The 21,092-nt window shown below is 61.8% G+C and carries 18 protein-coding genes; 1 reads left to right on the top strand and 17 read right to left on the bottom strand.

All coding sequences use genetic code 11. The features are described from left to right. Positions 1 to 11: 11 nt before the first annotated feature. The 4 genes from VJ464_00090 to VJ464_00075 form a co-directional block, all read right to left on the bottom strand. Entirely contained in the window at positions 12 to 1,055 is a 1,044-nt protein-coding gene (locus tag VJ464_00090) for an alpha/beta fold hydrolase (GenBank protein HKQ03499.1), read from the bottom strand. A 176-nt stretch (positions 1,056 to 1,231) separates the two neighbouring features. Beyond that, positions 1,232 to 1,981 (bottom strand): tetratricopeptide repeat protein, encoded by a 750-nt coding sequence (locus VJ464_00085; protein ID HKQ03498.1) that lies wholly within the window; start codon positions 1,979 to 1,981, stop codon positions 1,232 to 1,234. Positions 1,982 to 2,194: 213 nt separating this feature from the next. Next, positions 2,195 to 4,648, bottom strand: coding sequence for a DNA gyrase subunit A (gyrA, locus tag VJ464_00080; protein ID HKQ03497.1), 2,454 nt, complete (start codon positions 4,646 to 4,648; stop codon positions 2,195 to 2,197). A 340-nt stretch (positions 4,649 to 4,988) separates the two neighbouring features. Beyond that, positions 4,989 to 5,603 carry an HD domain-containing protein gene (locus VJ464_00075; GenBank protein HKQ03496.1) on the bottom strand — a complete coding sequence of 205 codons (615 nt, stop codon included), beginning with the start codon at positions 5,601 to 5,603 and terminating at the stop codon, positions 4,989 to 4,991. A 309-nt stretch (positions 5,604 to 5,912) separates the two neighbouring features. Between VJ464_00075 and VJ464_00070 the strand changes: the two genes are divergently transcribed. After that, entirely contained in the window at positions 5,913 to 6,632 is a 720-nt protein-coding gene (locus VJ464_00070; protein ID HKQ03495.1) for a lysophospholipid acyltransferase family protein, read from the top strand. Here the strand turns inward: VJ464_00070 and VJ464_00065 are convergent. The 13 genes from VJ464_00065 to VJ464_00005 form a co-directional block, all read right to left on the bottom strand. Further along, positions 6,629 to 7,621, bottom strand: a complete 993-nt coding sequence (locus tag VJ464_00065; GenBank protein HKQ03494.1) for a hypothetical protein — start codon at positions 7,619 to 7,621, stop codon at positions 6,629 to 6,631. The genes VJ464_00070 and VJ464_00065 overlap by 4 nt on opposite strands. Before the next feature lie 96 nt (positions 7,622 to 7,717). Continuing rightward, on the bottom strand, positions 7,718 to 8,653 hold the full coding sequence (thrB, locus tag VJ464_00060) for a homoserine kinase (GenBank protein HKQ03493.1): 936 nt from the start codon (positions 8,651 to 8,653) through the stop codon (positions 7,718 to 7,720). A gap of 26 nt (positions 8,654 to 8,679) precedes the next feature. Beyond that, positions 8,680 to 9,456: an inositol monophosphatase family protein gene (locus VJ464_00055; protein HKQ03492.1), complete on the bottom strand. Its 777-nt coding sequence runs from the start codon at positions 9,454 to 9,456 to the stop codon at positions 8,680 to 8,682. Positions 9,457 to 9,577: 121 nt separating this feature from the next. Next, the gene (locus VJ464_00050) at positions 9,578 to 9,817 is read right to left on the bottom strand and encodes an AtpZ/AtpI family protein (GenBank protein ID HKQ03491.1); all 240 of its coding nucleotides are present in this window, start codon (positions 9,815 to 9,817) and stop codon (positions 9,578 to 9,580) included. A gap of 48 nt (positions 9,818 to 9,865) precedes the next feature. After that, positions 9,866 to 11,560 carry an NADH-quinone oxidoreductase subunit N gene (locus VJ464_00045; protein ID HKQ03490.1) on the bottom strand — a complete coding sequence of 565 codons (1,695 nt, stop codon included), beginning with the start codon at positions 11,558 to 11,560 and terminating at the stop codon, positions 9,866 to 9,868. A 90-nt stretch (positions 11,561 to 11,650) separates the two neighbouring features. After that, entirely contained in the window at positions 11,651 to 13,450 is a 1,800-nt protein-coding gene (locus VJ464_00040; GenBank protein HKQ03489.1) for an NADH-quinone oxidoreductase subunit M, read from the bottom strand. A gap of 54 nt (positions 13,451 to 13,504) precedes the next feature. Next, on the bottom strand, positions 13,505 to 15,835 hold the full coding sequence (gene nuoL, locus VJ464_00035) for an NADH-quinone oxidoreductase subunit L (protein HKQ03488.1): 2,331 nt from the start codon (positions 15,833 to 15,835) through the stop codon (positions 13,505 to 13,507). 87 nt (positions 15,836 to 15,922) lie between these two features. After that, the gene (nuoK, locus tag VJ464_00030; protein HKQ03487.1) at positions 15,923 to 16,243 is read right to left on the bottom strand and encodes an NADH-quinone oxidoreductase subunit NuoK; all 321 of its coding nucleotides are present in this window, start codon (positions 16,241 to 16,243) and stop codon (positions 15,923 to 15,925) included. A gap of 118 nt (positions 16,244 to 16,361) precedes the next feature. Beyond that, positions 16,362 to 16,958, bottom strand: a complete 597-nt coding sequence (locus VJ464_00025) for an NADH-quinone oxidoreductase subunit J (protein HKQ03486.1) — start codon at positions 16,956 to 16,958, stop codon at positions 16,362 to 16,364. A 124-nt stretch (positions 16,959 to 17,082) separates the two neighbouring features. Further along, entirely contained in the window at positions 17,083 to 17,628 is a 546-nt protein-coding gene (locus VJ464_00020) for an NADH-quinone oxidoreductase subunit I (GenBank protein ID HKQ03485.1), read from the bottom strand. Between the two features lie 22 nt (positions 17,629 to 17,650). Further along, on the bottom strand, positions 17,651 to 19,168 hold the full coding sequence (gene nuoH, locus VJ464_00015) for an NADH-quinone oxidoreductase subunit NuoH (protein ID HKQ03484.1): 1,518 nt from the start codon (positions 19,166 to 19,168) through the stop codon (positions 17,651 to 17,653). A gap of 91 nt (positions 19,169 to 19,259) precedes the next feature. Next, the gene (locus VJ464_00010) at positions 19,260 to 20,393 is read right to left on the bottom strand and encodes an NADH-quinone oxidoreductase subunit D (protein HKQ03483.1); all 1,134 of its coding nucleotides are present in this window, start codon (positions 20,391 to 20,393) and stop codon (positions 19,260 to 19,262) included. Positions 20,394 to 20,440: 47 nt separating this feature from the next. Next, positions 20,441 to 21,092, bottom strand: a 652-nt coding sequence (locus VJ464_00005; protein HKQ03482.1) for an NADH-quinone oxidoreductase subunit C, incomplete at its 5' end; no start/stop codon positions are given.

The raw sequence follows: 21,092 nt of genomic DNA, 5'->3' as shown, positions 1-21,092 counted from the left end.
GCGGGTGCCGGCTACTTTTTCAAATATTGATCGAACCAATCAATGGCGAGCTTCATCGCCTGCCCGCGCTCTGTCGTGTAGACGCCGTAGTGCGTGATGTTGGGAATGACCACGTACTTCTTTTTGGTCCCGGGCATGCGGTCGTAAGCGAGCTTGGCATGGTCTTTATTGTCGAACAGCTCTTCCTTCTCGGCGACGATAAACAGCACCGCGCAGTCTTTCACTTTCGCCGCTTCTTCGACCGGCGCGTATTGCAGCATCTTGTCGCGGATGGGCGCACCAATAAGATTGCCGATCACTTTGGCGCGCGGCGGCGGGTAGCCCATCTCGCCGCGGGCTCGCCGGGTCGCTTCCGTGTAAGTCAGCGCCCGTTGCTGCTCGTCGGCGACGACCAGCCGGGAATCGAACGCGCCGACCTGACTGACGATGGCTTTGACGCGCGGGTCGCGCGCCGCGACGTAGAAGACATGGCCGCCCGAATAGCTTGAGCCGCGCAGGCCGATGCGATCTTTATCCACCATCGGCTCGCCCATCGCCCAGGCGATGACATTAAACCAATCGGTCGTCTGCTCAAGCGGGTCAACCACCTCGCGCACCTCTGTGACTTCGGCGGTGAATTTTTGATTCTGCCCGGATATCGGTTTCACAGGCGATGGGCCGACCAGCAGCAAGCGCGAATCGCTCTCGCCCCAGCCGCGATAATCGAATGTGATGGCGAGATAGCCGGCATTCGCCAGGTCAATTGCGTCGCGCCGAAAGTTGGCCGCCGTGCCGCCCCAGCCGTGCGCCATAATGACGGTCGGCAGCGGTTTTCCGGCGAGCGACTTCAAAGAGAAAAGCTCTGCATGTAATCGCACGCCTTCGCTCATGATGTTGGCGACGCGAAAATCGATATTGTCGGGCGCTTTGAAACCTACCGACGTGGATAGCCTGACGCCCGCCGGGTCTGCCGGGCGGGCCGGCGGCGTGGGTTGTTGACCTTGAGCCAGCGCGGGCCGCAGCGAAAAGATCAGAAGCAGGATGGCGAACAGCAGTCTTCCGGGTTTGATAATCAAAGCGGGCCTCCGAGTCTGAAATTGATTGGTGAGCGTGTGACGGTTGGCAACTATAGGTCAGCGTCTTCGTCGGCGTCAAGAAAGGGCAGAGAAGATGAACCGCCAAGACGCCAAGACCGCCAAGAAACTCTTTGCGTCCTCTTGGCGGTCTTGGCGTCTTGGCGGTTTAAGGAGTGTCAGTGTTGCAAGCCGCTGCGCGCCTGTGCGGCTTCGCGCTTCTGCCGTTCAAGCTCACCGACGCGCTGCGCGATGTGCGTTTGCTCGCGCTCGTCTTTGATGGCGCGCAGCGCCCTGATCGCTTCGTCATACTGCGACAGCCCTGCGTAACAATCGGCCAGCCCGAACTGCGCGCGCGTCCGCACTCCCGCGTCGGCGCTGTTAGAGGCCAGCTTCTGATAGGCGTCGAGCGCCAGTTGATACTGATTGCGCAAGTTGTAGATCGATGCCACGCGCATGTAAGCCTGCTCGGTCAGGTCGTCGTACTCTGCCGCATCCATCACCTTCTGGTATTCGGTGAGCGCCTGGCTGAAGTTCTTCTCGTCGAAATAAACATCGGCGATCTTCAAGCGCAGGCGGCGGCGCTCGCTCGGGTCCGCCGGGTTGAGGTTCTCGTATTCGGCGATGGCTTCATAGGTGCGGCCTAGCTCGACCAGGACTTCGCCCAGGCGCTCGCGGGCGACGGCGGCTTCGGCGCGCGTGCCGTCCTGGCGCAAGAATTCCTGATACTGAGTGCGCGCCTGATCGTAACGGTGGAGGTTGAGGTAGTAGATGTTCGCCAGCTTGAAGCGCGCGCCGAGCGACGCTTCGCCGGTCGGGTATTGATAGAGATAGCCTTCGTAGGCTTCCGCCGCCTGCGCGTAATCGCCGGCATCCCAGGCTGCCGCGGCGCGCTCCAGGGTGTTCGCAGCGCCACGCTGACATGCCACGGCGAAGGCCAGCGCCAGGATCAACAAACAGAGAAACGCGGCGACGCGGGGACGCGGGGACGCGGGGAAGGAGCGACACAGAGACGTGGGGACGCGGGGACGCGGCGAGGGATTTTTATATGAGAACTGCTTTCTATCGTTCGAGTCTTGCATCCCTCGCCGCGTCCCTGCCTCTCTCTTTCGCCCTATCTCCGCGTCGCCGCGTCGCGCTGATTAAACGGCGTTCTCGTCGGTGGCAATCTGCTGGCGCTCGATCAGCGATGCCGACGAAACGATGTCGCCGTCCGACGTGTCGATCAGCTTGACGCCCTGCGTCGAGCGGCCCGACACGCGGATCGTCCGGGCGTCAATGCGGATCATCTTGCCGTGATTGGTAATCATCATCAACTGGCTCTCGTCGTTGACCGGCAGCACGGCGACGACCAGGCCGTTGCGGTCGCTCGTCTTCATGTTGATGACGCCTTTGCCGCCGCGCGATTGGAAGCGGTACTCTTCGAGTCTGGTGCGCTTGCCGAAACCGTTCTCGGATATCGACAGCATCTCGATGTCGTCGGGCACCGCCGCGACGCTGATGACGTAATCGTCCTTGTCGAGCGTGATGCCGCGCACGCCATAAGCCGGGCGGCCCATCGCCCGCACATTCGTCTCATCGAAGCAGATGGCCATGCCTTCGTGCGTCGCCAAAAAGACCTTCTTCTTGCCGTCGGTCAACTCAACCGCGATCAGCTCGTCGCCGTCGTCAATTCCCATGGCGTTGATGCCGTTCGGGCGGATGTTGGCGAATTCCGATAGCTCGGTCTTCTTGATCGTCCCCTTGCGCGTCACCATCAGCACAAACTTGCCTTCTTCAAAGGCGCGCACGGGGATGATGCCGGCGACCTTCTCTTCCTTCGGCATGTTCAACAGGTTGACGATGGCTTTGCCTTTGCCCGCCGCCGCCGCGTCCGGTATCTCATGCACCTTCAGCTTATAGACCTGGCCATTGTTGGTGAAGATCATCACGTAGCTGTGCGTCGAGGCGACGAACAGGTGATCCACGATGTCCTCGGTCTTAAGCGTCGCCCCGCGGCGACCCGTGCCGCCGCGCCGCTGCGCGCGATAGACGGACACCGGCGTGCGCTTGATGTAACCCGAGTGCGTCACCGTGATGGCCATATCTTCGTCGGCGATCAAGTCTTCGAGCGTCAATTCCGCGCCCGCCTCGATGATCTGTGTGCGCCGCTCGTCGCCGTATTCGCGCTGCACCTCGCGCAGCTCTTTGATGATGACGTTGCGCAGCACCGACTCGTTGGCCAGAATCTCTTGCAGCTCGGCGATGCGCTGGATGATCTCTTTGTACTCCTCATTCAGCTTCTGCCGCTCAAGGCCCGTGAGCTTCTGCAACTGCATTTCGAGGATCGCCCGCGCCTGAAGGTCAGAGAACTTGAAGCGCAGCATCAGCGCCTCGCGCGCTTCGACCGTGGCTTTCGCCTTGCGGATGATCGAGATCACTTCGTCGAGGTGATCGAGCGCCCGCTTCAAGCCTTCGAGGATGTGGGCGCGCGCCTCGGCTTTTTTCAATTCAAACCGCGTGCGGCGGATGACGACCTCGCGGCGATGCTCGATGAAGATGTTCAGCGTATCGATGAGCTTCAGCTCGCGCGGCTGGCCGTTGACGATGGCCAGGTTGATCACTCCGAAGCTCTGCTGCATCGGCGTCAGCTTGTAAAGGTTGTTCAGCACGATGTCGGGGATGGCGTCGCGCTTCAGCTCGATCATGATGCGCATGCCTTCGCGGTCGGATTCGTCGCGCAGGTCCGAGATGCCTTCGATCTTCTTGTCGTTGATCAGCTCGGCGATGCGCTCGATGAGCTTGGCCTTGTTGACCTGGTAAGGAATCTCTGTGATGACAATCGCCATGCGCTCGGCGCTGCGCCCGGCGCGATCAATCGAAGCCTTGGCGCGCATGATGACCGAGCCGCGCCCGGTCTCGTACGCCTGGCGGATGCCTTCGCGCCCGTAGATGAAGCCGCCGGTCGGAAAGTCCGGGCCGGGCACGTAATTCATCAGCGTCGAAAGCCGCGCATTCGGATTCTGAATCAGATGGATGGTTGCTTCGACGACTTCGGTCAGATTATGCGGCGGGATGTTGGTCGCCATGCCGACGGCGATGCCACCCGAACCGTTGACCAGCAGGTTGGGAAAGCGCGTCGGCAAGACCGTCGGCTCGACCCGCGACTCGTCGTAGTTCGGCACGAAATCAACCGTCTCCCTATCGATGTCGGCGAGCATCTCTGTGGCGATGCGCGTCAATCGCGCTTCGGTGTAGCGGTAGGCCGCCGCCGCGTCGCCGTCAACCGAGCCGAAATTGCCCTGCCCTTTGACCAGCGGGTAGCGCAGCGAGAAATCTTGCGCCATGCGCACCATCGCGTCATAGACCGCCGAGTCGCCGTGCGGGTGATACTTGCCGAGCACGTCACCGACGACCGTCGCCGATTTCTTGTACGCCTTGTTAGGGGTAAGTCCCATCTCATGCATGGCGTAGAGGATGCGCCGATGCACCGGCTTCAAACCGTCGCGCGCATCGGGCAGCGCCCGGCCAATGATGACGCTCATGGCATAGTCGAGGTAGCTACGCCGCATCTCTTCTTCAATATTGATCGGAATCTTCTGTGCTGCTTCAGCCATTTTTCTCTCTCTCGTTATCTACTGTCTCGGATGGTTATGGGGTTTCTCAGCCCGGCAGCCGCGCAAGCCATGTGGCGCAAGGCGGTTAGCTTGCGCCTGGACTCTGCGCAAGCTAACAGCTTGCGCCACACCCGACCGCGCGCGCCTTTGCCGCCCGCAACACGAGCAGCGCGAGCCGTGGGCTCGACGTTCCTGCCGCCGTGTTGAGTGAGCCGCAAAAGGAGGCGTGTGAGATGAATTTTGTCTTATCGGGCAAGACTAATTTTACCCCATTTTGGCCCTTTTTCGCAAACCCCAAAGGCGCCAAAACCTCGCGAAAAATCAGCCATTTTCCTCGATTTTATGAGGGTTCGCCGGTGATCGCCTGAAGATGGCGGCGGGCGTCTGCGACCAGGCGCGTCAACTCGCGGTGGAGGTAGCGATTCGTGCGCCGCGCCATGGGCAAAAAGAAGATTTCGGTGGTGCGAATGTAGCGGCGAATCTTGTCAACTTTCGAGGAGCGAACCAGCGAGCGCAGGTTGTCCAGGCGGTCGCAGAGCTTGACGATGGGCGCGCCGGTCGGGGCGGCAGCTTCGATAGCGGCAAGGTAGGCGGGCAGGGTCACGTCTGCAAACTTGCTCAACAGCCAGACGACTTCGGCGACCTCTTCGCCGAACTCACGGCTGACGTCATCGCGGGTCACGGGGCCGTGCGCGTAATAGTCGGGGCTGTCTTCGATGACATCGTGCAGCAGCGCCGAACAGATCAGCACGGGCCGGGTGATCTCAAGCTCGGCGACAAGCGCGCGGGCGACGCGCAGCGGATGAACGATGTAGGGCGTGCCTTCGTCACGCATCTGTGTGGCGTGAACCGCCTCGGCCAGCTCGTAAGCGCGGCGGATCAAGGCCATCTGCGCGCCGTCAAGACGCGGCGCGAGCGCGCGAGCGAGATCATCGTAGGTGCATTCGTAAACCATATTCAAATGTAACCAGCCCCCGCCGCGGCTTCAAGCAGGGCGCGGGCAGGGGCATTCAGTTCTCGACATTCAAAAGGTGAATTAAACACAGAGACACAGAGGCACGGAGGGAACACAGAGGAGACGCCGTGTCTTCTCCCTGCCTCTGTGCCTCTGTGCCTCTGTGTTTTTCTTTCATCCCTGTTTCACAGAACTGAATGGCCCTGAGGCGCGGCCCTGCGCAAGGGCGGTCAGCTTGCGCACGCGTATGGCGGCAGTGTTTAATGGCTGCGGCTCTGGTTGCAAGCGCCTCGCCGGGTGAATGCCGCGATGATGAAATTGGTGATTAATCTGCTCAGGCCCTTTGTGCGCTGGCTGTGCCGCGTCTGGTTCCGGGCCGAGTTTCATGGCGTCGAAAACATCCCGGCTACGGGCGCGTGTCTGATCACGCCGAATCACGCCAGCTATGCCGATCCGATCTGGGTCACGGTGCCGATCCGCCGCAGGGTCTACTACATGGCATGGGACAAGCCGTTCAAGATTCCGGTGCTCGGCCAGCTCATGCGCATCTTCGGCGCGTTCCCGGTGAATGTCGAAGCGGCTGACGCCTCGGCGCAGCGTGCGGCGCACGATGTCTTGCGCACAGGCAAAGCGCTGGTGATCTTTCCCGAAGGCGGGCGCACGCGCACAGGCAAGCTGATGCCGTTCAAGATGGGCGCCTTTCGCTTCGCGCTGACCTACGGTGTGCCGGTCGTGCCTGTATCGATCAGCGGCGGCGAAAAGATATGGCCGGTCGGCAAGCTCTTTCCGCGCGCCGCCAAGCTCACGGTTACGTTTCACCCGCCGGTCGCGGTCGAGCGCTTGCCCGAAGGCACGAGCCGCGTCGAGCTGAAATCGCGAGCCCGCGAGCTGGCGCGCCGAACCTATGAAGCCGTCGCCAGCGCCGTCGCGCCCGATATGCGGCCCGACGAGCGCGGCCAGGCATCAGCCGCCGCTGATAAAGATTTCCCGCCTGCCGAAGACATCATCCCTACACGTCCAGCCGATTAGCCGAGCGGCAGGGCATCGCCCGATTTCATCTCGCGCAGCTTCTTCGCGCTATCACCGCTGCGGAAGTCTTCGAGCATGTTGGCGCGGTGCTTCGCCTGCGCGGCGGAACCCGCATGGGCGTTGAACAAGGCTTCGAGCTCTTTGATGCCGCGCCCGGCTTCACCCGCATGGGCGTAAGTGACGGCCAGCGCCAGCGCCAACCCGACGTAGGCTTCGTCAGAAAACTCTTCGCCGCTGATCTGGCCGGTTGCTTCTTCAATGGCGGCGCGCAGGCGAGCCATCTCGCCGCGATAGAAGTCGGCGAAATCTTTCGACGCATAAACGTAGCGCCCGCCGCGCCACGCATAAACCATCAAGGCGGTCGGCGAAGCGGCGTGCGACAGGTCGTCGTAAGATTCCCAGCGCGTGTCGACGACGATCAATTCACGCATGCCGTCGCCCCGCAAATCAGCGATGCGCTGGATGGGGCCGGCGGCGATCAGCTCGGCCTTGTGATTGGCGACGCGGTAGATTTCCGTCGGGTTGCAGCTCCAGCAGTTGCCGCCGCTTGAGCTTTGCACGATGACCTCTTTCGCGCCGTCGCCGTTGATGTCCGTGCCGTTCAGCTTCTGCAACTCGCCGGTCGCCGCAAACGAGAAATAAAAGTCGGGACGGCGAAAGATCGTCCGCGCCGTGCGGCCATCGCTTTCGAGGATGCGGAACTCGCTGCGTTGCGCCGGGTCTTTCGTGCCGGCGCGCTCAAAGGTGGCCGCCAGGTGCCGCGCGCCGGGTTCCAAACTGGCTTCCAGAGCCTCTTTCAGACGCAAGCCCTCGGCGGCGAGCTGCGCGATGGCCGGTTGAAATTCGCTGCTGATTTGCGGCGTGGCGGGCGTTTGCTCGGACGGGTGACCGGCGGCGGCCCCGGTAAATTGCTGGTGAACGGTCACGCCGCCGCAGGCTGCGCATTGCAGCGCCGTGGCGATCAGAAGAACGCGGATAATCATGCGCACCGGATGAACCTCAAGCGAAAAACTTCATGACAACAAGCTCTGAGCGCATGCGAGCAATCTGAGGAGAGGGGCTGCTCGGCTATTGGGACTCAAAACTTATGGCTCAATACTTTCAACGACGCGCCCGCGATTGTCAACCGCAACGGTCAGGGTTCGCGCCCGCACGCCGGCGCTTGCCAGCCGCGCTTCGAGCAACGCCGCGATTCCAGCAAAATGATTATTGGCAAAGGCGATCACCGTCGAGCCCGCGCCGCTGATGGCCACGCCGAGCAGGCCCGGATGTTCGCGGGTTTCGTTGTTCAGCTCTAATGCGGCGCTCAGGCCCGGCCCGTAAGGCGCGCGGTGCGGCTGATGCAGGCGGTCGCGCAAGGCTTCGCTCAGCCATTCAAAGCGGCGCTCCGAAATCACCGCCTGCAAGAGCGCGGCGCGCTGCACATTGAAGGCGGCGTCGGCGAGCGGGACCTGTTGCGGCAGGGCGCGGCGCATCTCGGCGGTGCTCATTTCGTAATCCGGCACCGCCAGCACGATCTTCACCGCTTCGGGCCAGGGGCGCTTGACGGTCGCAAGCGTCTGGTTGTCGTCGTCGGCCACCACACAGGCGACGACCAGTCCGCCGAGCAAGCTCGGCGCAAGGTTGTCGCCGTGCCCTTCAAAGTGCAGCGCGTAGCGGAAGATTTCTTCGTCGCTCAAACGCTCGCCGCTGAGCGTCTCGTAGACCGAGATGCCGGCGATGATGGCCGAGCTGCTGCTGCCCAGCCCGCGCGCCAGCGGGATTTCGCTCGCAACCGTCAGCCGCGCGCCGCTGATCGCGTGCCCGCGTTGCGCGGCAACAAAGCGGGCGACGAGAGCCATCAGGTTCGCTTCGCCGCGCTCGACCGCTGCCGCGCCTTCGCCTGTGGGGTTGATGATAAACGATTCTGCCGCTTCTTCGACCGTGACGCGCAGGTAGAGCGCCAGTGCCAGTCCGACCGCATCGAAGCTGGCCCCGAGGTTTGAAGTCGAAGCGGGAATGGTGATCTCAGTGCGCCGCATCTCTATTCATCAAACGAGCGGTGTCACTAATTCGCGGGCCTAGCCATTGCCAGCACTTCCATCATGCGCTGATGAATCAAGCCGTTGCTGGCTAAAATTTCCGGCTTGTATTTTGAAAACTGGCCGCCCGAAAAATCGGTGACTTGTCCGCCGGCTTCCGTGACGATCAAGGCGCCGGCGGCGCTGTCCCACGCGCCAAGGTTCAACTCCCAGAAACCATCAAAGCGCCCCACCGCGACGTAACACAGATCGAGCGCCGCCGAGCCGATGCGTCGGAGTGCCTGCGCGTTCATCGCAAAATTCTTCCAGTGATCGAGGTTGTTGAAGCTCGACGTGCGGATGTCGTAAGGGAAGCCTGTTGACAGCAAACTCTGTGAAAGCTCTGCCGTGTTGGACACGCGAATCGGGCGGCGGTTGAGGGTTGCGCCCGCGCCGCGCTCGGCGGCAAACAGCTCGTCGCGCATCGGGTCGTAGACGACGCCCAGAATCGTTTCGCTTTTGTATTCGAGCGCAATCGAAACGGCGAACACCGGGAAGCCGTGCGCGAAGTTGGTTGTGCCGTCGAGCGGGTCAACCACCCAGCGGTAATCCGAGTTGCTGTCGTCGAGCCCGCCTTCTTCGCCGAGCACTTGATGGCGCGGGTAATGCGACGCGATGGCTTCACGAATCAAGCGCTCGCTGGCCAGGTCAACGTCGGTGACAATGTTGATGGCTCCCTTGTGGCCGATATCAATCGTGGTGCCGACGCGGTCGCGCAACAGCCGCCCCGCGTCCTGCGCCACACGAATAGCAAAATCTAGCATGCATCCCTCTGTCATCAGGAGGCAGGAGGCAGTTATCAGAATCCTCAACATTCCGTCGCATCACAGCAAGTCATGCGTGGATTATTACCTGCCTCCTGCTTCCTGCCTCCTGCCTCCTGCCTCACTTGAGCTGTCCGAGTCGTTTGAGCAGGCGGTAAACGTCGAAGGCGGTGCCGACCAGGCCAAGGATCAGGCCGACGATCAGCCACAGCGGCGTGGTGCCGTACTTGCGATCTATCCACCAGCCGAACAAGGCCGGGACGAAGAGCATGGAAGGAATCGCCAGCGCCAGCCCGATGGTCGCCGTCGCCTGTCGCCAACTGATGCCGCCGCTATTCCCGCTTTCATCGTCTGTCGGCATACGGTTATTGAGCAACAGAACGGCGCGAAATGCAACCGCGGCGGCTGGCTATCGCTGTGGCAATCGCATGGGGCCGCCGTCGTTTTCAGGCGGCGCGGGTTGTCCCTTGCTGCCGGGCGGCGCGGCCTGCGCGGGCGGCGTTGGCGGTGGGCTGCCCGCCGTTCTGAAGCCCGGCGAAGCGGCGGCGCGCTGGGTGAAGCTGATGACCGGTTGCGGGTAGACGCCGATGAAGACGACCAGCAGCACGGCCACTGCCATCGCCACGCGCAAAGGCGCGGCCATTAGCACCGGCTGGGCTTCGGCTTCGGGCTCGATGTACATGGCGCGGATGAAGCGGATGTAGTAGTAAAGCGACACGACGCTCATGACGACGGCGAGGATGGCCAGGCGCACCAGCCAGGGGTTGCCGGTTTCGATCAGCCCGCCGAAGAGATAGAACTTGCCGATAAACCCGGCGGTCGCCGGGATGCCGCCGAGCGACAACAGAAAGACGGTCATCATCACGGTCAGCAACGGCGCTTTCTTCATCAAGCCGTTCAGGTCTTCCAGGCGGTCGCCGACGATGCCGTGCCGACGCAACGCGATGATACAGCCAAAGACGCCGATGTTCGTCAGCGTGTAAACCACCATGTAGATGATGAAGCCTGTGTAGCCGGTCTGGTTGCCGGCGACCAGTCCGGTCAGCGTGTAGCCCGCGTGCGAGATGGAGGAATAGGCGAGCAGCCGCTTGGTGTTCTGCTGAGTCAGCGCGGCCAGGTTGCCCCAGACAATAGTGATGGCGGCTACAACTCCCAGCAGCAATGCCCAGCCGGGCAGCACCGGCGCCCCCGTCGCCGGGTCGCCCGCCAGCGCGCTGCGCAGGTCGGGCAGGCCATAGAGAAAGAGCCGACCGAACATGGCAAAGCTGGCGGCTTTGACCGCCACCGACATGAAGGCAGTCACCGGAGTCGGCGCGCCTTCGTAAGCGTCGGGCGCCCACATATGAAACGGCACGGCGGCGATCTTGAAGAACATTCCGGCAGACATCAGGATCATCGCCATCAAGACCAGATAGCGCACGTCCGCGGGCGTCCCCAGCGGGTTGAAGTTCGGCGAGGCAACAATGGGCAAGGCGGCGGCGATCTTTGCCAGGTTGGTCGTGCCGGTCATCCCATAGATCAGCGAGATGCCATAGAGCAACACGCCCGACGAAAAAGCGCCGAGCAGAAAGTATTTCATCGCCGCTTCGCTCGACCGCTTATCGCGTCTGAGATAGCCGACCAGGATATAGACCGACACCGCCATCAGCTCAAGCGAGATGAACAGCGACAGCAGATCGACCGCCGACGCCATGAACATCATGCCGATCACCGAAAAGAGAATCAGCGCGTAATATTCGCCGCGCTGCTCGCCTTCGGTTTCCAGGTACTTGATCGATAGCAGGATCGACAGCGCCGCGCCGACCAGGAAGACGGCCTTGAAGACGACGGCGTAGTTATCCACCACGATCATGTCGAAGAAGGCGGTGCGCGGCGACCCTTTGCGAACGATGTCGGTGTAAAGAATGATAAGCGAAACGGAGGCGAAGCCGAGCCCGGCAAGGCACGTCCATGCGACCCATCGCTTGTGGGCGCGCGGCAGCAGCACATCGAGGATGAGCGCGCCGCAGGCGAAGACGGTGAGAATGACTTCCGGCGTGATGTACTGCACCGTCTGCCGGGCGATGGCCGAAAGGTCGGTGGCGGCTTGAAGTAGTGCGAGCATAAGTTTGGTTTCCTGCTGGGAGCGCGGGCGTCTCGCCCGCAGACTTTGCGCTTGCGAAAGCGGCGGGCGAGACGCCCGCGCTCCCAGGTATTATCTCGTCCCGCCCACCGGCGTTGGCTCAGCCGGCGCGGGGGCTTTCTCTTCCGCGACCTTTTCGGTGAGCGGCGGCGCTTTGAAGAAATCGGGCTGCACCTGCGCGACCACGACGTTGGTCTGCGGCTGAATGTAAGAGAGCAGCGGCGTCGGGTAGATGCCGATCCAGAAGATCAACAGGATGAGCGGCGCGAACTGCCAGGCTTCGCGGCGGTTCAGGTCGGGCAGATGGCGATTCGCTTCGCTCGCCGCTGGCCCCAAGAAGACGCGCTGATAGAGCCACAACAAATACGCCGCGCCGAGGATGACGCCGATGGCCCCGAAGACCGCCCACAGCGGTCGCGCCTGAAACGCGCCGCTCAAGGCCAGGAACTCGCCGGGGAAGTTGTTCATCAGCGGCAGGCCCAGGCTCGACAACGTGACGATTAAAAAGATCGTCGCATAGACCGGCATGACATGCGCCAGCCCGCCGAACTCTTTGATCTCGTAGGTGTGGCGGCGCTCGTAGAGAATGCCTGCGAGCATGAAGAGTGCGCCGGTCGAGATGCCGTGGTTGATCATCTGTAGTACCGCGCCGTTGATGCCTTGCGGGTTCAGTGCGAACAAGCCGAGCATCACCAGCCCCAGGTGCGACACCGAAGAGTAGGCAATCAGCTTCTTGACATCCTTCTGCGCCATCGCCACCAGCGCGCCATAAACGATGCCGATGATGGCCAGCACCACCATGACGCTGCGCACCGTCGGGTGCAACGCGGCGTCAGGGAAGATCGGCAGCGAAAAACGCATGAAGCCATAGGTGCCCATCTTCAGCAGCACGCCCGCCAGGATGACCGAGCCGGCGGTCGGCGCGTCGTAATGCGCGTCGGGCAGCCAGGTATGAAACGGAAACATCGGCACTTTGATGGCGAACGACAGCGCGAAGCCGATGAACATCCAGATGACCACGCTCAGGCCAAAGACCGCCTTGATGTGCGGCCCCGCGGCGGTCAGCGCGGCGATGTTGAACGAGCCGCGCGAGTATTCCGGCGGCAGCCGCTGGGCGTTGGCTTTGTCTTTGCCGTCAACGCGGGCCATCGCGTTATCGATCAAGTTGTACATCGCGTCGTTGAAGCGATTGGTCTGGACGTTGGTGGCAAGCTGCCGCGCCGTGGCTTCGACGGCGGGGCGCTGGGCCGCGACCACGCCCGGAAAAATGAAGAAGAGTTTCAACACCGCCAGCAGCATCACCACCGAGCCGACCAGCGTGTAAAGGAAGAACTTGATGGCCGAATAGAGGCGATTCTTGCCGCCCCAGATGCCGATCAGAAAGTACATCGGCACCAGCATCACTTCCCAGAAGACGAAGAAGAGGAAGAGATCGGCGGCCACGAACGCGCCGAGCATGCCGGTCTGCAACAGCAGCAGCATGACGTAGTACTCTTTCTCGCGCCCCTTCTCGCGGATGTAAGCCCACGAGCAGACGACCGAGACGACGCCCAACAGCGTCGTCAGCATCACCAGCACCAGCGCGAGCCCGTCTATGCCGAGCTGATAGCGCGCGCCGATGACAGGAATCCAGTCGTGGTCTTCGATGAACTGCAAGCCGCCCAGGCCCCGGTCATAGCCCGCGCCCCTTCCGAGAAAGCCTGTGACCAGCGGGATAGAGATCAAAAAGCAGACGACGATCCAGAGATTGGCAAACCAGCGGATGCGGTCGTTTCTCAGCTTATTGAAAAAGAGCAGAATGATTGCGCCGACCGCCGGCAGCCATGTCACCCACGAGAGAATGCCGATGCCGAAAAATTTAATCTCAGGCATGCGAGAGTGCCTCCTTGCGCGTTGTGGCGCGAGCCGTCAGCTTGCGCGCCATCATTACTTGCCAATGAAACCTTTGAGCGTCGTCGTGATCGCCGGATAGACATACCAGACGAAGACCAGGAACAGGCCAACCACAAACAGCAGCGCGTAATTCTGCCAGAGCCCTGTCTGTGCCGTGCGGAAGACGACCGAGCCGGCGCGCGTGATCCAGCCGGTCGCATTCACCAGCCCGTCAACGATCCACTTATCCCACCAGCCGCTGAGCATTGCGCTGACGCGCGTCAGCCAGCCCGTGCCGTTGACGCCGCCATCAACGACGCCGGCATCGACGCGCCAGAGGGCGTTGTTGACGGCTTTGCCCGCCTCGACGCCTTTCACGTCGAGCAGCCAGTCCCAGTACCACTTGTTGAAGCTGAGCCGGTAAAGCGGTTTGAGGCGCGCGGCCCACTGCTTCGGCAACTCTGGATGCTTACCGTAGAACTGAATGCCTAAATAGATGCCGAGGCCGGCGACCGCAAGCGACAGCGCCATCAGTCCCAGCTCAAGGCCGCCCAACGAGGCATGCTCGGCGGTGGCGTGTTGCGCCGCGGCCTGCGCGGTCGCATGAGCCGCCTCGGCCTGTACGGGTGCTTGCTCGACGCGGGCAATCACCGGCTCCATCCAGTGCTCGAAGGCGCTCAGGTGCGGGATGCCGACAAAGCCGACGAGGACGGAGCCGACCGCAAGCACGATGAGTGGCAGCGTCATACTGTGCGGCGATTCTTTCGGCTCGAAATGAGTGTGGGGGATGCCATGCGCGTCCAGCCGGTCACCGGCGTCGTGCGCGCCGACGTGCTCGCCGGGCTGATGATGCGGGCGGTCGCCTGCCGATGCGACCATCGCGTCATGCGGCTGTAAGCCTTTGTCGTGCGCCGCGGCGAATGCCTCATCCGCTTCGCCGCCGGCGTGCCGCTGGCGAAAGCGCTCGTCGCCTCTGAAGGTCAGCCACATCAGCCGCGTCATATAGAACGCCGTCACCCCCGCGGTGACCAGCGCCACAAACCAGAGAATCTTCGCGCCGCCAAACACATCGGTGCTGAAGGTGTTCCAGAGAATCTCGTCCTTCGAGAAGAAGCCGGCAAACGGCACGATGCCGCAGATGGCCAGCCAGCCCGCCGCCATCGTCCAGTAAGTCGTCGGCAGGTACTTCCGCAAGCCGCCCATGCGCGGCATCTCTTGCTCGTGGTGCATGGCGTGAATGACCGAGCCCGAGCCGAGGAAGAGTAGCGCCTTGAAGAAGGCGTGCGTCAGGACGTGAAAGATCGCCGCGACGAACGCGCCGACGCCCGCGCCCAGGAACATATAGCCGAGCTGCGAGACCGTCGAGTAGGCCAGCACTTTCTTGATGTCGGTCTGCGTGATGCCGATGGTCGCCGCGACAAATGCCGTCAAACAGCCGACCAGCGCGACGATCATCATCATGGTCACCGAATGTTGAAAGATGAAGTTGGTGCGCGTCACCATGAAGACGCCCGCGGTCACCATCGTCGCCGCGTGAATCAGCGCGCTCACGGGCGTCGGCCCGGCCATGGCGTCGGGCAGCCAGATGTAGAGCGGGATTTGCGCGCTCTTCCCCGTCGCGCCGATGAAGAGTCCGAGCGCCAGCCACGACATCAAGCCCCACGTCCAGAGCTGCTCGACCGGATAAGCGGCGACCGCCGAGCGCAGCTCGGCAAAGTTCACTGTGCCGAAGGTCGCAAAGATTCCAAAGATCGCCAGCGAAAACCCGAAATCACCGATGCGGTTGACGACGAAGGCTTTCTTCGAGGCGTCGCCCGCCTCCTTGCGGTCGAAGTAATAGCCGATCAGCAGGTACGAGCAGAGGCCGACGCCTTCCCAGCCGACAAACATGACGACGAAGTTCGACGCCATCACCAGCACCAGCATCATGAACATGAAGAGGTTCATGTAGGCGAAGAAGCGATAAAAGCCGCGGTCGCCATGCATATACCCGGTCGCGAAAATATGAATGCACAGGCCGACGAAGGTGACCACGAACATCATCACCAGCGACAGTTGATCGATCTGATAACTCCACTCGACTTTGAAATCCGCCAGGTGTCCGGCTTCATGACCCGCGGTTATGTGCGCCATGCCGCCGGGCAGGAACTCGAACGATTGCGGGAAGCCGCCGCTCGTCACATACGGCTGGCGGTCGTGGGCCGGCGCGTAGCTCGACGCGTATTCGTAGAAAGCGCCGATGGTCAGCAGCAGCGACAGCAGGATGACGCCGCAGCCGATCAGGCTGACGGCGCGCTCGCTGAGGCGCAGCCGCCGGCCAAGCAGAAAGTTGATGAGGAAGCCGAGAAGCGGAAAGACGGGAATGAGCCAGACAAGTTTTAGCATAAGTCAGTGATGCGTGATGCGTGAGGCGTGGTCAGAGTCGGGCGCGGCTCAACCCGTTACTCATCACGCCTCACGCATCACTTTGTTTTACCACTTCAGTAAATCGATCTCGTCAATGGCGATGGTTTCGCGGTTGCGGTACATCGCAATGACGATGCCCAGGCCGACCGCCGCCTCGGCAGCCGCGACGACAATGACGAAGATAGTGAAGACCGGCCCGGTCAGCGGCTCGACGATGAGCTTGGCGTCGGTGAGCGCCTTCTGGTTCATCGCCAGATAACGCGAGAAGGCGATCATGTTCAGATTGACCGCGTTCAAAATTAGCTCGATAGACATGAAGATGATGATGATGTTGCGGCGCGACAGCACGCCGGCGACGCCGACGACGAAGAGCAGAAAGCTCAGCATGAGAAAGTTGATGAGCGTCGGTTCGAAGCGTTTGACCGGCGAGGCTTGCGCTTGCAGCAACAGCGGCGTAATCAGGGCGAACGCGCCCAACAAAAAACTGGTCACAGCGACCTCCAGATTATTCGTAATACTTCTCTTGCCGGGTGCCGCGGGCCAGCAGGACGGCACCGACCATCGCCACCAGCAATAGCACAGAAGCGATTTCAAAAGGCAGCGCCGCTTTGCGATAGAGCGCGTCACCGACGTTCTCGGTGTCTTGCGAGATGTAGAGGCCGGCGCCGGCGCTGCTGCGTTCGGCGGTGTCGGTCGCCGCCGCGGCTGCCGCCGCCGTCGCCTCGGCAGACGGTCGGAAAGCCGCTTGCGCCGGGTTCATCGCAAAGTAAAACGACAGCGCCAGCAGCAAAGCGACGATGACCGCGGGCCATGTCTGCCGCGTATAGAGCTGCACGCGCGCTTCTTCTTCGGCGCGCGTCTCGACCAGCATGATGACGAACAGGAACAGCACCATGACGCCGCCGACATAAACCAGTATCTGCACGCCGGCGACGAATTCGGCGCGCAGCAAGATGAACAACAGCGCGACGTTGACCAGCGTGGCGATCAAAAACAGCGCCGAATGCACGGCGACGCGCGCCGTTACGACGAAGACCGCCATAAACAGCGTCATGATCGCCAGCACATAAAACAGCACGCCTTCCCAGCCGTGTAATTGCATAGACCCCTTCGATTTTGGATTTTGGATTGGGGAACAGACTACAGGCTGCTGACGGCTTGACTTGTTCTGCTAATCCAAAATCGCCAGCGCGAAGCGCTAAGCCATGAAAATCCAAAATCCAAAATCATTTGGTGTAGCGCACGTAGTTGATGCCTTTTTCGAGCATCTCGCGATCCCAGCGAAAACCTGAGCGATGATAAACGGCCAGCTCGAAGCTCTGCGTCAGTTCCAGGCAATCGGTCGGGCAGGCTTCGACGCAGAGGTTACAGAACATGCAGCGCGAGGTGTCGAAGATGAACGTCGTCAGCACCTTCTTCTTGTTCACCTTATCGCCGTCGCGGACTTCGCGGCGGATCGAGCCGACTTCGATGCAATCGACCGGGCAGACGACGGCGCACAGGTCGCAGGCGATGCACAGCGATGCGCCGTTCTCAGGGTCGAGATTCAGGCGCGGCGCGCCGCGAAAGCGTTCCGAAACGCGCGCCAGCTCCTTCGGGTACTGCTCGGTGTAGATCGCCTGCAAAGGGTTACCGCCATCGCGCGGCTCGTACAATGCCCGCGCGTTGTAGCGAAACGTCAGCGCCAATCCTTTGAACAGGTCAATCAGCAATAGCCGCCTGATGATCTGCCCCAACGTTCGTCTCTTTGCTGGTGTCGTTGCTGCTGCCATAAGTCACCATGTCGAGGGAATCTTAAACCTGCGCTTGTTCGCTCTCCCGCGCGCCTTTCTGCAACTGTTTCTCCAGCCGCTCGCGGCGCAGGCGCATCTGTAGCTGCCGCTGCTCGGCGAGGTTAAAGTCGCGGGTGCGGCGGTTGATCGTCGCAAGCAGCGTCCAGGTGATGGGAATCGTCAGCACGAAGGCCGTGGCGATGAAATAGGCGATGCCTTTGCCGGTCGGCAAGAGGCGGCCCGCCTGCTCGCGCATCAACCCGAAGACGCCTTGCGGTTTGGGAAGCGCCAGCACAAACCAGATGCCGGTCAGCACGATGTTGGTCAGTCCCGCGGGAATCATCCACTTCCAGCCGAGCGCCATCAATTGATCGTAGCGATAGCGCGGCCACGTCCAGCGAAACCACATATAGGCATAGATCAGCACCAGTATCTTGCCGGCGAAGACGCCGACGCTGAACAAGACGCGCGCGCCTTGCTCGGTGAACGGATGCGTGACGGCCAGCGCGATGGCCGCCAGAATGAAGAGCGCCGCCGCCGCCATGCCGACCGTGCGCATGATCGAAGGCGGCTCGCCCATGACGCCGCGCCAGAAGATCAACAGCGCCAGCAGCGCCAGCAACACCGCGACGACGATGCTGAAGGCCACCGGCGTGATGCGGCTCTCCAGTCCGAACAGTGTCCAACCGCCGAGGAACAGGGTCACGGCGATGGCCGTGGTGACGATCACCGAAGTGTACTCGGCCATAAAGAAAAGCGCCCAGCGAAACCCTGAGTATTCGGTGTGGTAGCCGGCGACCAGCTCGGACTCGGCTTCGGGCAGATCGAAGGGCGCGCGGTTGGTTTCGCCCAGCGCGCTGACGATATAAACCACAAAGCCGACGGGCTGGAACAGCACGTACCAGATGCGGTCGGCCTGCTGCGCTTCGATGATGCCGTTGAGCGACAGCGTGCGCGCGAACATCAGCGCGCCGATGATCGATAGGCCCATGCCGATCTCGTAGCTCACCATCTGCGCCGACGAGCGCAGCGCGCCGAGCAGTGAGTACTTGGAATTCGACGACCAGCCGGCCAGCACCAGCCCCAGCACGCTGATGGACGAGACCGCCAGCACGAACAATAATCCGATGTTGATGTTGGCGATGGTCGCCCAGGTTGAACCCCACGGAATCACGGCCAGCACGACAAACGCCGCGACCACCGAGATGATGGGCGCGATGGTGAAGACGCTTTGATCGGCCTTGCTCGGGATCAGGTCTTCTTTGAGCAGCAGCTTCAAGCCATCGGCGAGCGGCTGCAACAATCCCCACGGGCCGACGCGCATCGGGCCGAGCCGCGCTTGCATGAAGGCCGACACTTTGCGCTCGACCCAGACCAGATAGGCGACGACCGTAAGCACGATGAACAGCACGATGAGGATTTGAATCAGCGGCCAGACGACATATTCCGACCAGAAGACGTTCGGCTGGCGCTCGCGGGTGATCGCCGTCCGCACCCACTCCGGCGCGGCAAACAGCAGGGTTGTGATGATGACGTTCATAATCTGCTTCAGTGACAAGTGACAAGTGACAAGTGACAAGAAAGAAGCCAAGCGGTTCATCTTGTCACTTGTCACTTGTCACTTGTCACTTTCATCTATCCACTTCGCCGAGCACGATGTCGAGCGTGCCGATGATGGCGACGACGTCGGCAATCAGGTGGCCGACGGCCATCTTCTTGAGCGATTGCAAATTGATGTATGACGCCGGGCGAACGCGCATGCGATATGGCTTGCCCGTGCCGTCGCTCACCAGATAGACGCCGAGCTCGCCTTTGGGCGCTTCGATGGTGTGATAGACATCGCCCACCGGCGGCTTGATGATCTTCGGCACCTTGGCCATCACCGGGCCTTCGGGCAGGCCGTCGAGCGCCTGCTCGATGATCAGCGCCGACTGCTTCATCTCTTCCAGGCGGACGAGGTAACGGTCATAGGTGTCGCCGTTCTCGCCGATGGGAATCTCGAAGTTAAAGTCGGAATAGGCCGCGTAAGGCGTTGCCTTGCGCACGTCGTAGCGCACGCCCGAGCCGCGCAGGCAGGGGCCGGTCAGGCTCAGGTCAATGGCGTCTTCCGACGAGATGATGCCGATGCCGACGGTGCGCTGCAACCAGATGCGATTGGCGTTTAGTAACGTTTCGTACTCTTCGATGCGCGACGGCAGAATCTTCAGGAAGTCGCGGACGCGCTGCTCGAATTCCGGGTAAGCGTCCCACCAGAAGCCGCCGATGCGGAACGCATGCGCGGTCAGGCGCGCGCCGATGAAATCTTCAAAGAGCTTCAGAATCTCTTCGCGCTCGCGGAAGCAGTAGAGCAAAACCGTCACCGCGCCGATGTCCATCGCGTGGGTGCCGAGCCAGAGCAGATGCGAGGCCAGGCGCTGCAATTCGGTGAGGATGACCCGCAGGTATTGAGCGCGCTTCGGCACCTCGACCTGCAAGAGCTTCTCGACCGCTTCGACGTAGAGCAGGTCGTTCGAGACCGCCGCGACGTAATCGAGCCGATCCCAGTAGGGTGTGATCATCGCGTAGGTGTCGTGCTCGGCGATCTTCTCGACGCCGCGGTGCAGAAAGCCGATGTCACAGTCGAGGTCGGTGACGGTCTCGCCGTCGAGCTTGAGGATGACGCGCAGGACGCCGTGGGTGCTCGGGTGCTGCGGCCCCATGTTGAGCACCATCTCTTCGGCGTCGAAAAGCGGCTCGTGTTCGTTGATGACTTCCTGGTCTTGCATATCAACCTGCCTGCGGCTGGCCATCGCCCGGGCTCAAGCGTGAGCGCTTAGCGGCGCTCGCGGTACTTCACATCGATCAAGCTGGTGTCGTAATCCACTTCGCGATAGTCGAGGTGTTTGTCCGTCCACTCGTTGTCGCGGTATTCAATCGGGTACTCTTTGCGCAACGGGTGGCCGGGCCAGTCCGGCGGCAGCAGGATGCGCCGCAAATCGGGGTGGCCGTCAAAGCGTATGCCGAACATGTCGTAGACTTCGCGCTCCATCCAGTTGGCGCCGCTCCAGAGCGGCGCGATGCTCGGACAGGATTGGCCATCGGCGAGCGACACCTTGAGGCGCAGCCGGCGGTTAGAGGCGACCGAGTAGAGGTTGACGACGACCTCGAACTCTTCGCCCTGGCGCTCAGGCCAGTGAACCGCCGTCAGGTCGTTGCACATATCGAAGCGTACGTCGCCCGAATCGCGCAGGAAGCGGCAGAGCGTCAGGTACGAATCTTTCTTGACGCGCAAAACCTGTTGGCCGAGCGTGGCGACGGCTTCGGTGATGGCGTCGCCGAACTGTTTCTTGATGCGGTCAACGAGCGGGTCGCCGGTGATCTCTGTGGTGATTGCAGGGCCTTTGCGCGGCGGCGGCGCGGGCTTCTGCCCGGCCGGCGGAGCCGCTTTCGCGCCAGCGCCCTCGGCGGCAGGGGCGCGCGGCGGC

The sequence above is a fragment of the Blastocatellia bacterium genome (assembly GCA_035275065.1).
GTDB lineage: Bacteria > Acidobacteriota > Blastocatellia > UBA7656 > UBA7656 > DATENM01.
Note: the sequence above shows the minus strand (reverse complement) of the source record. Positions and strands in the feature narration are given on the sequence as shown.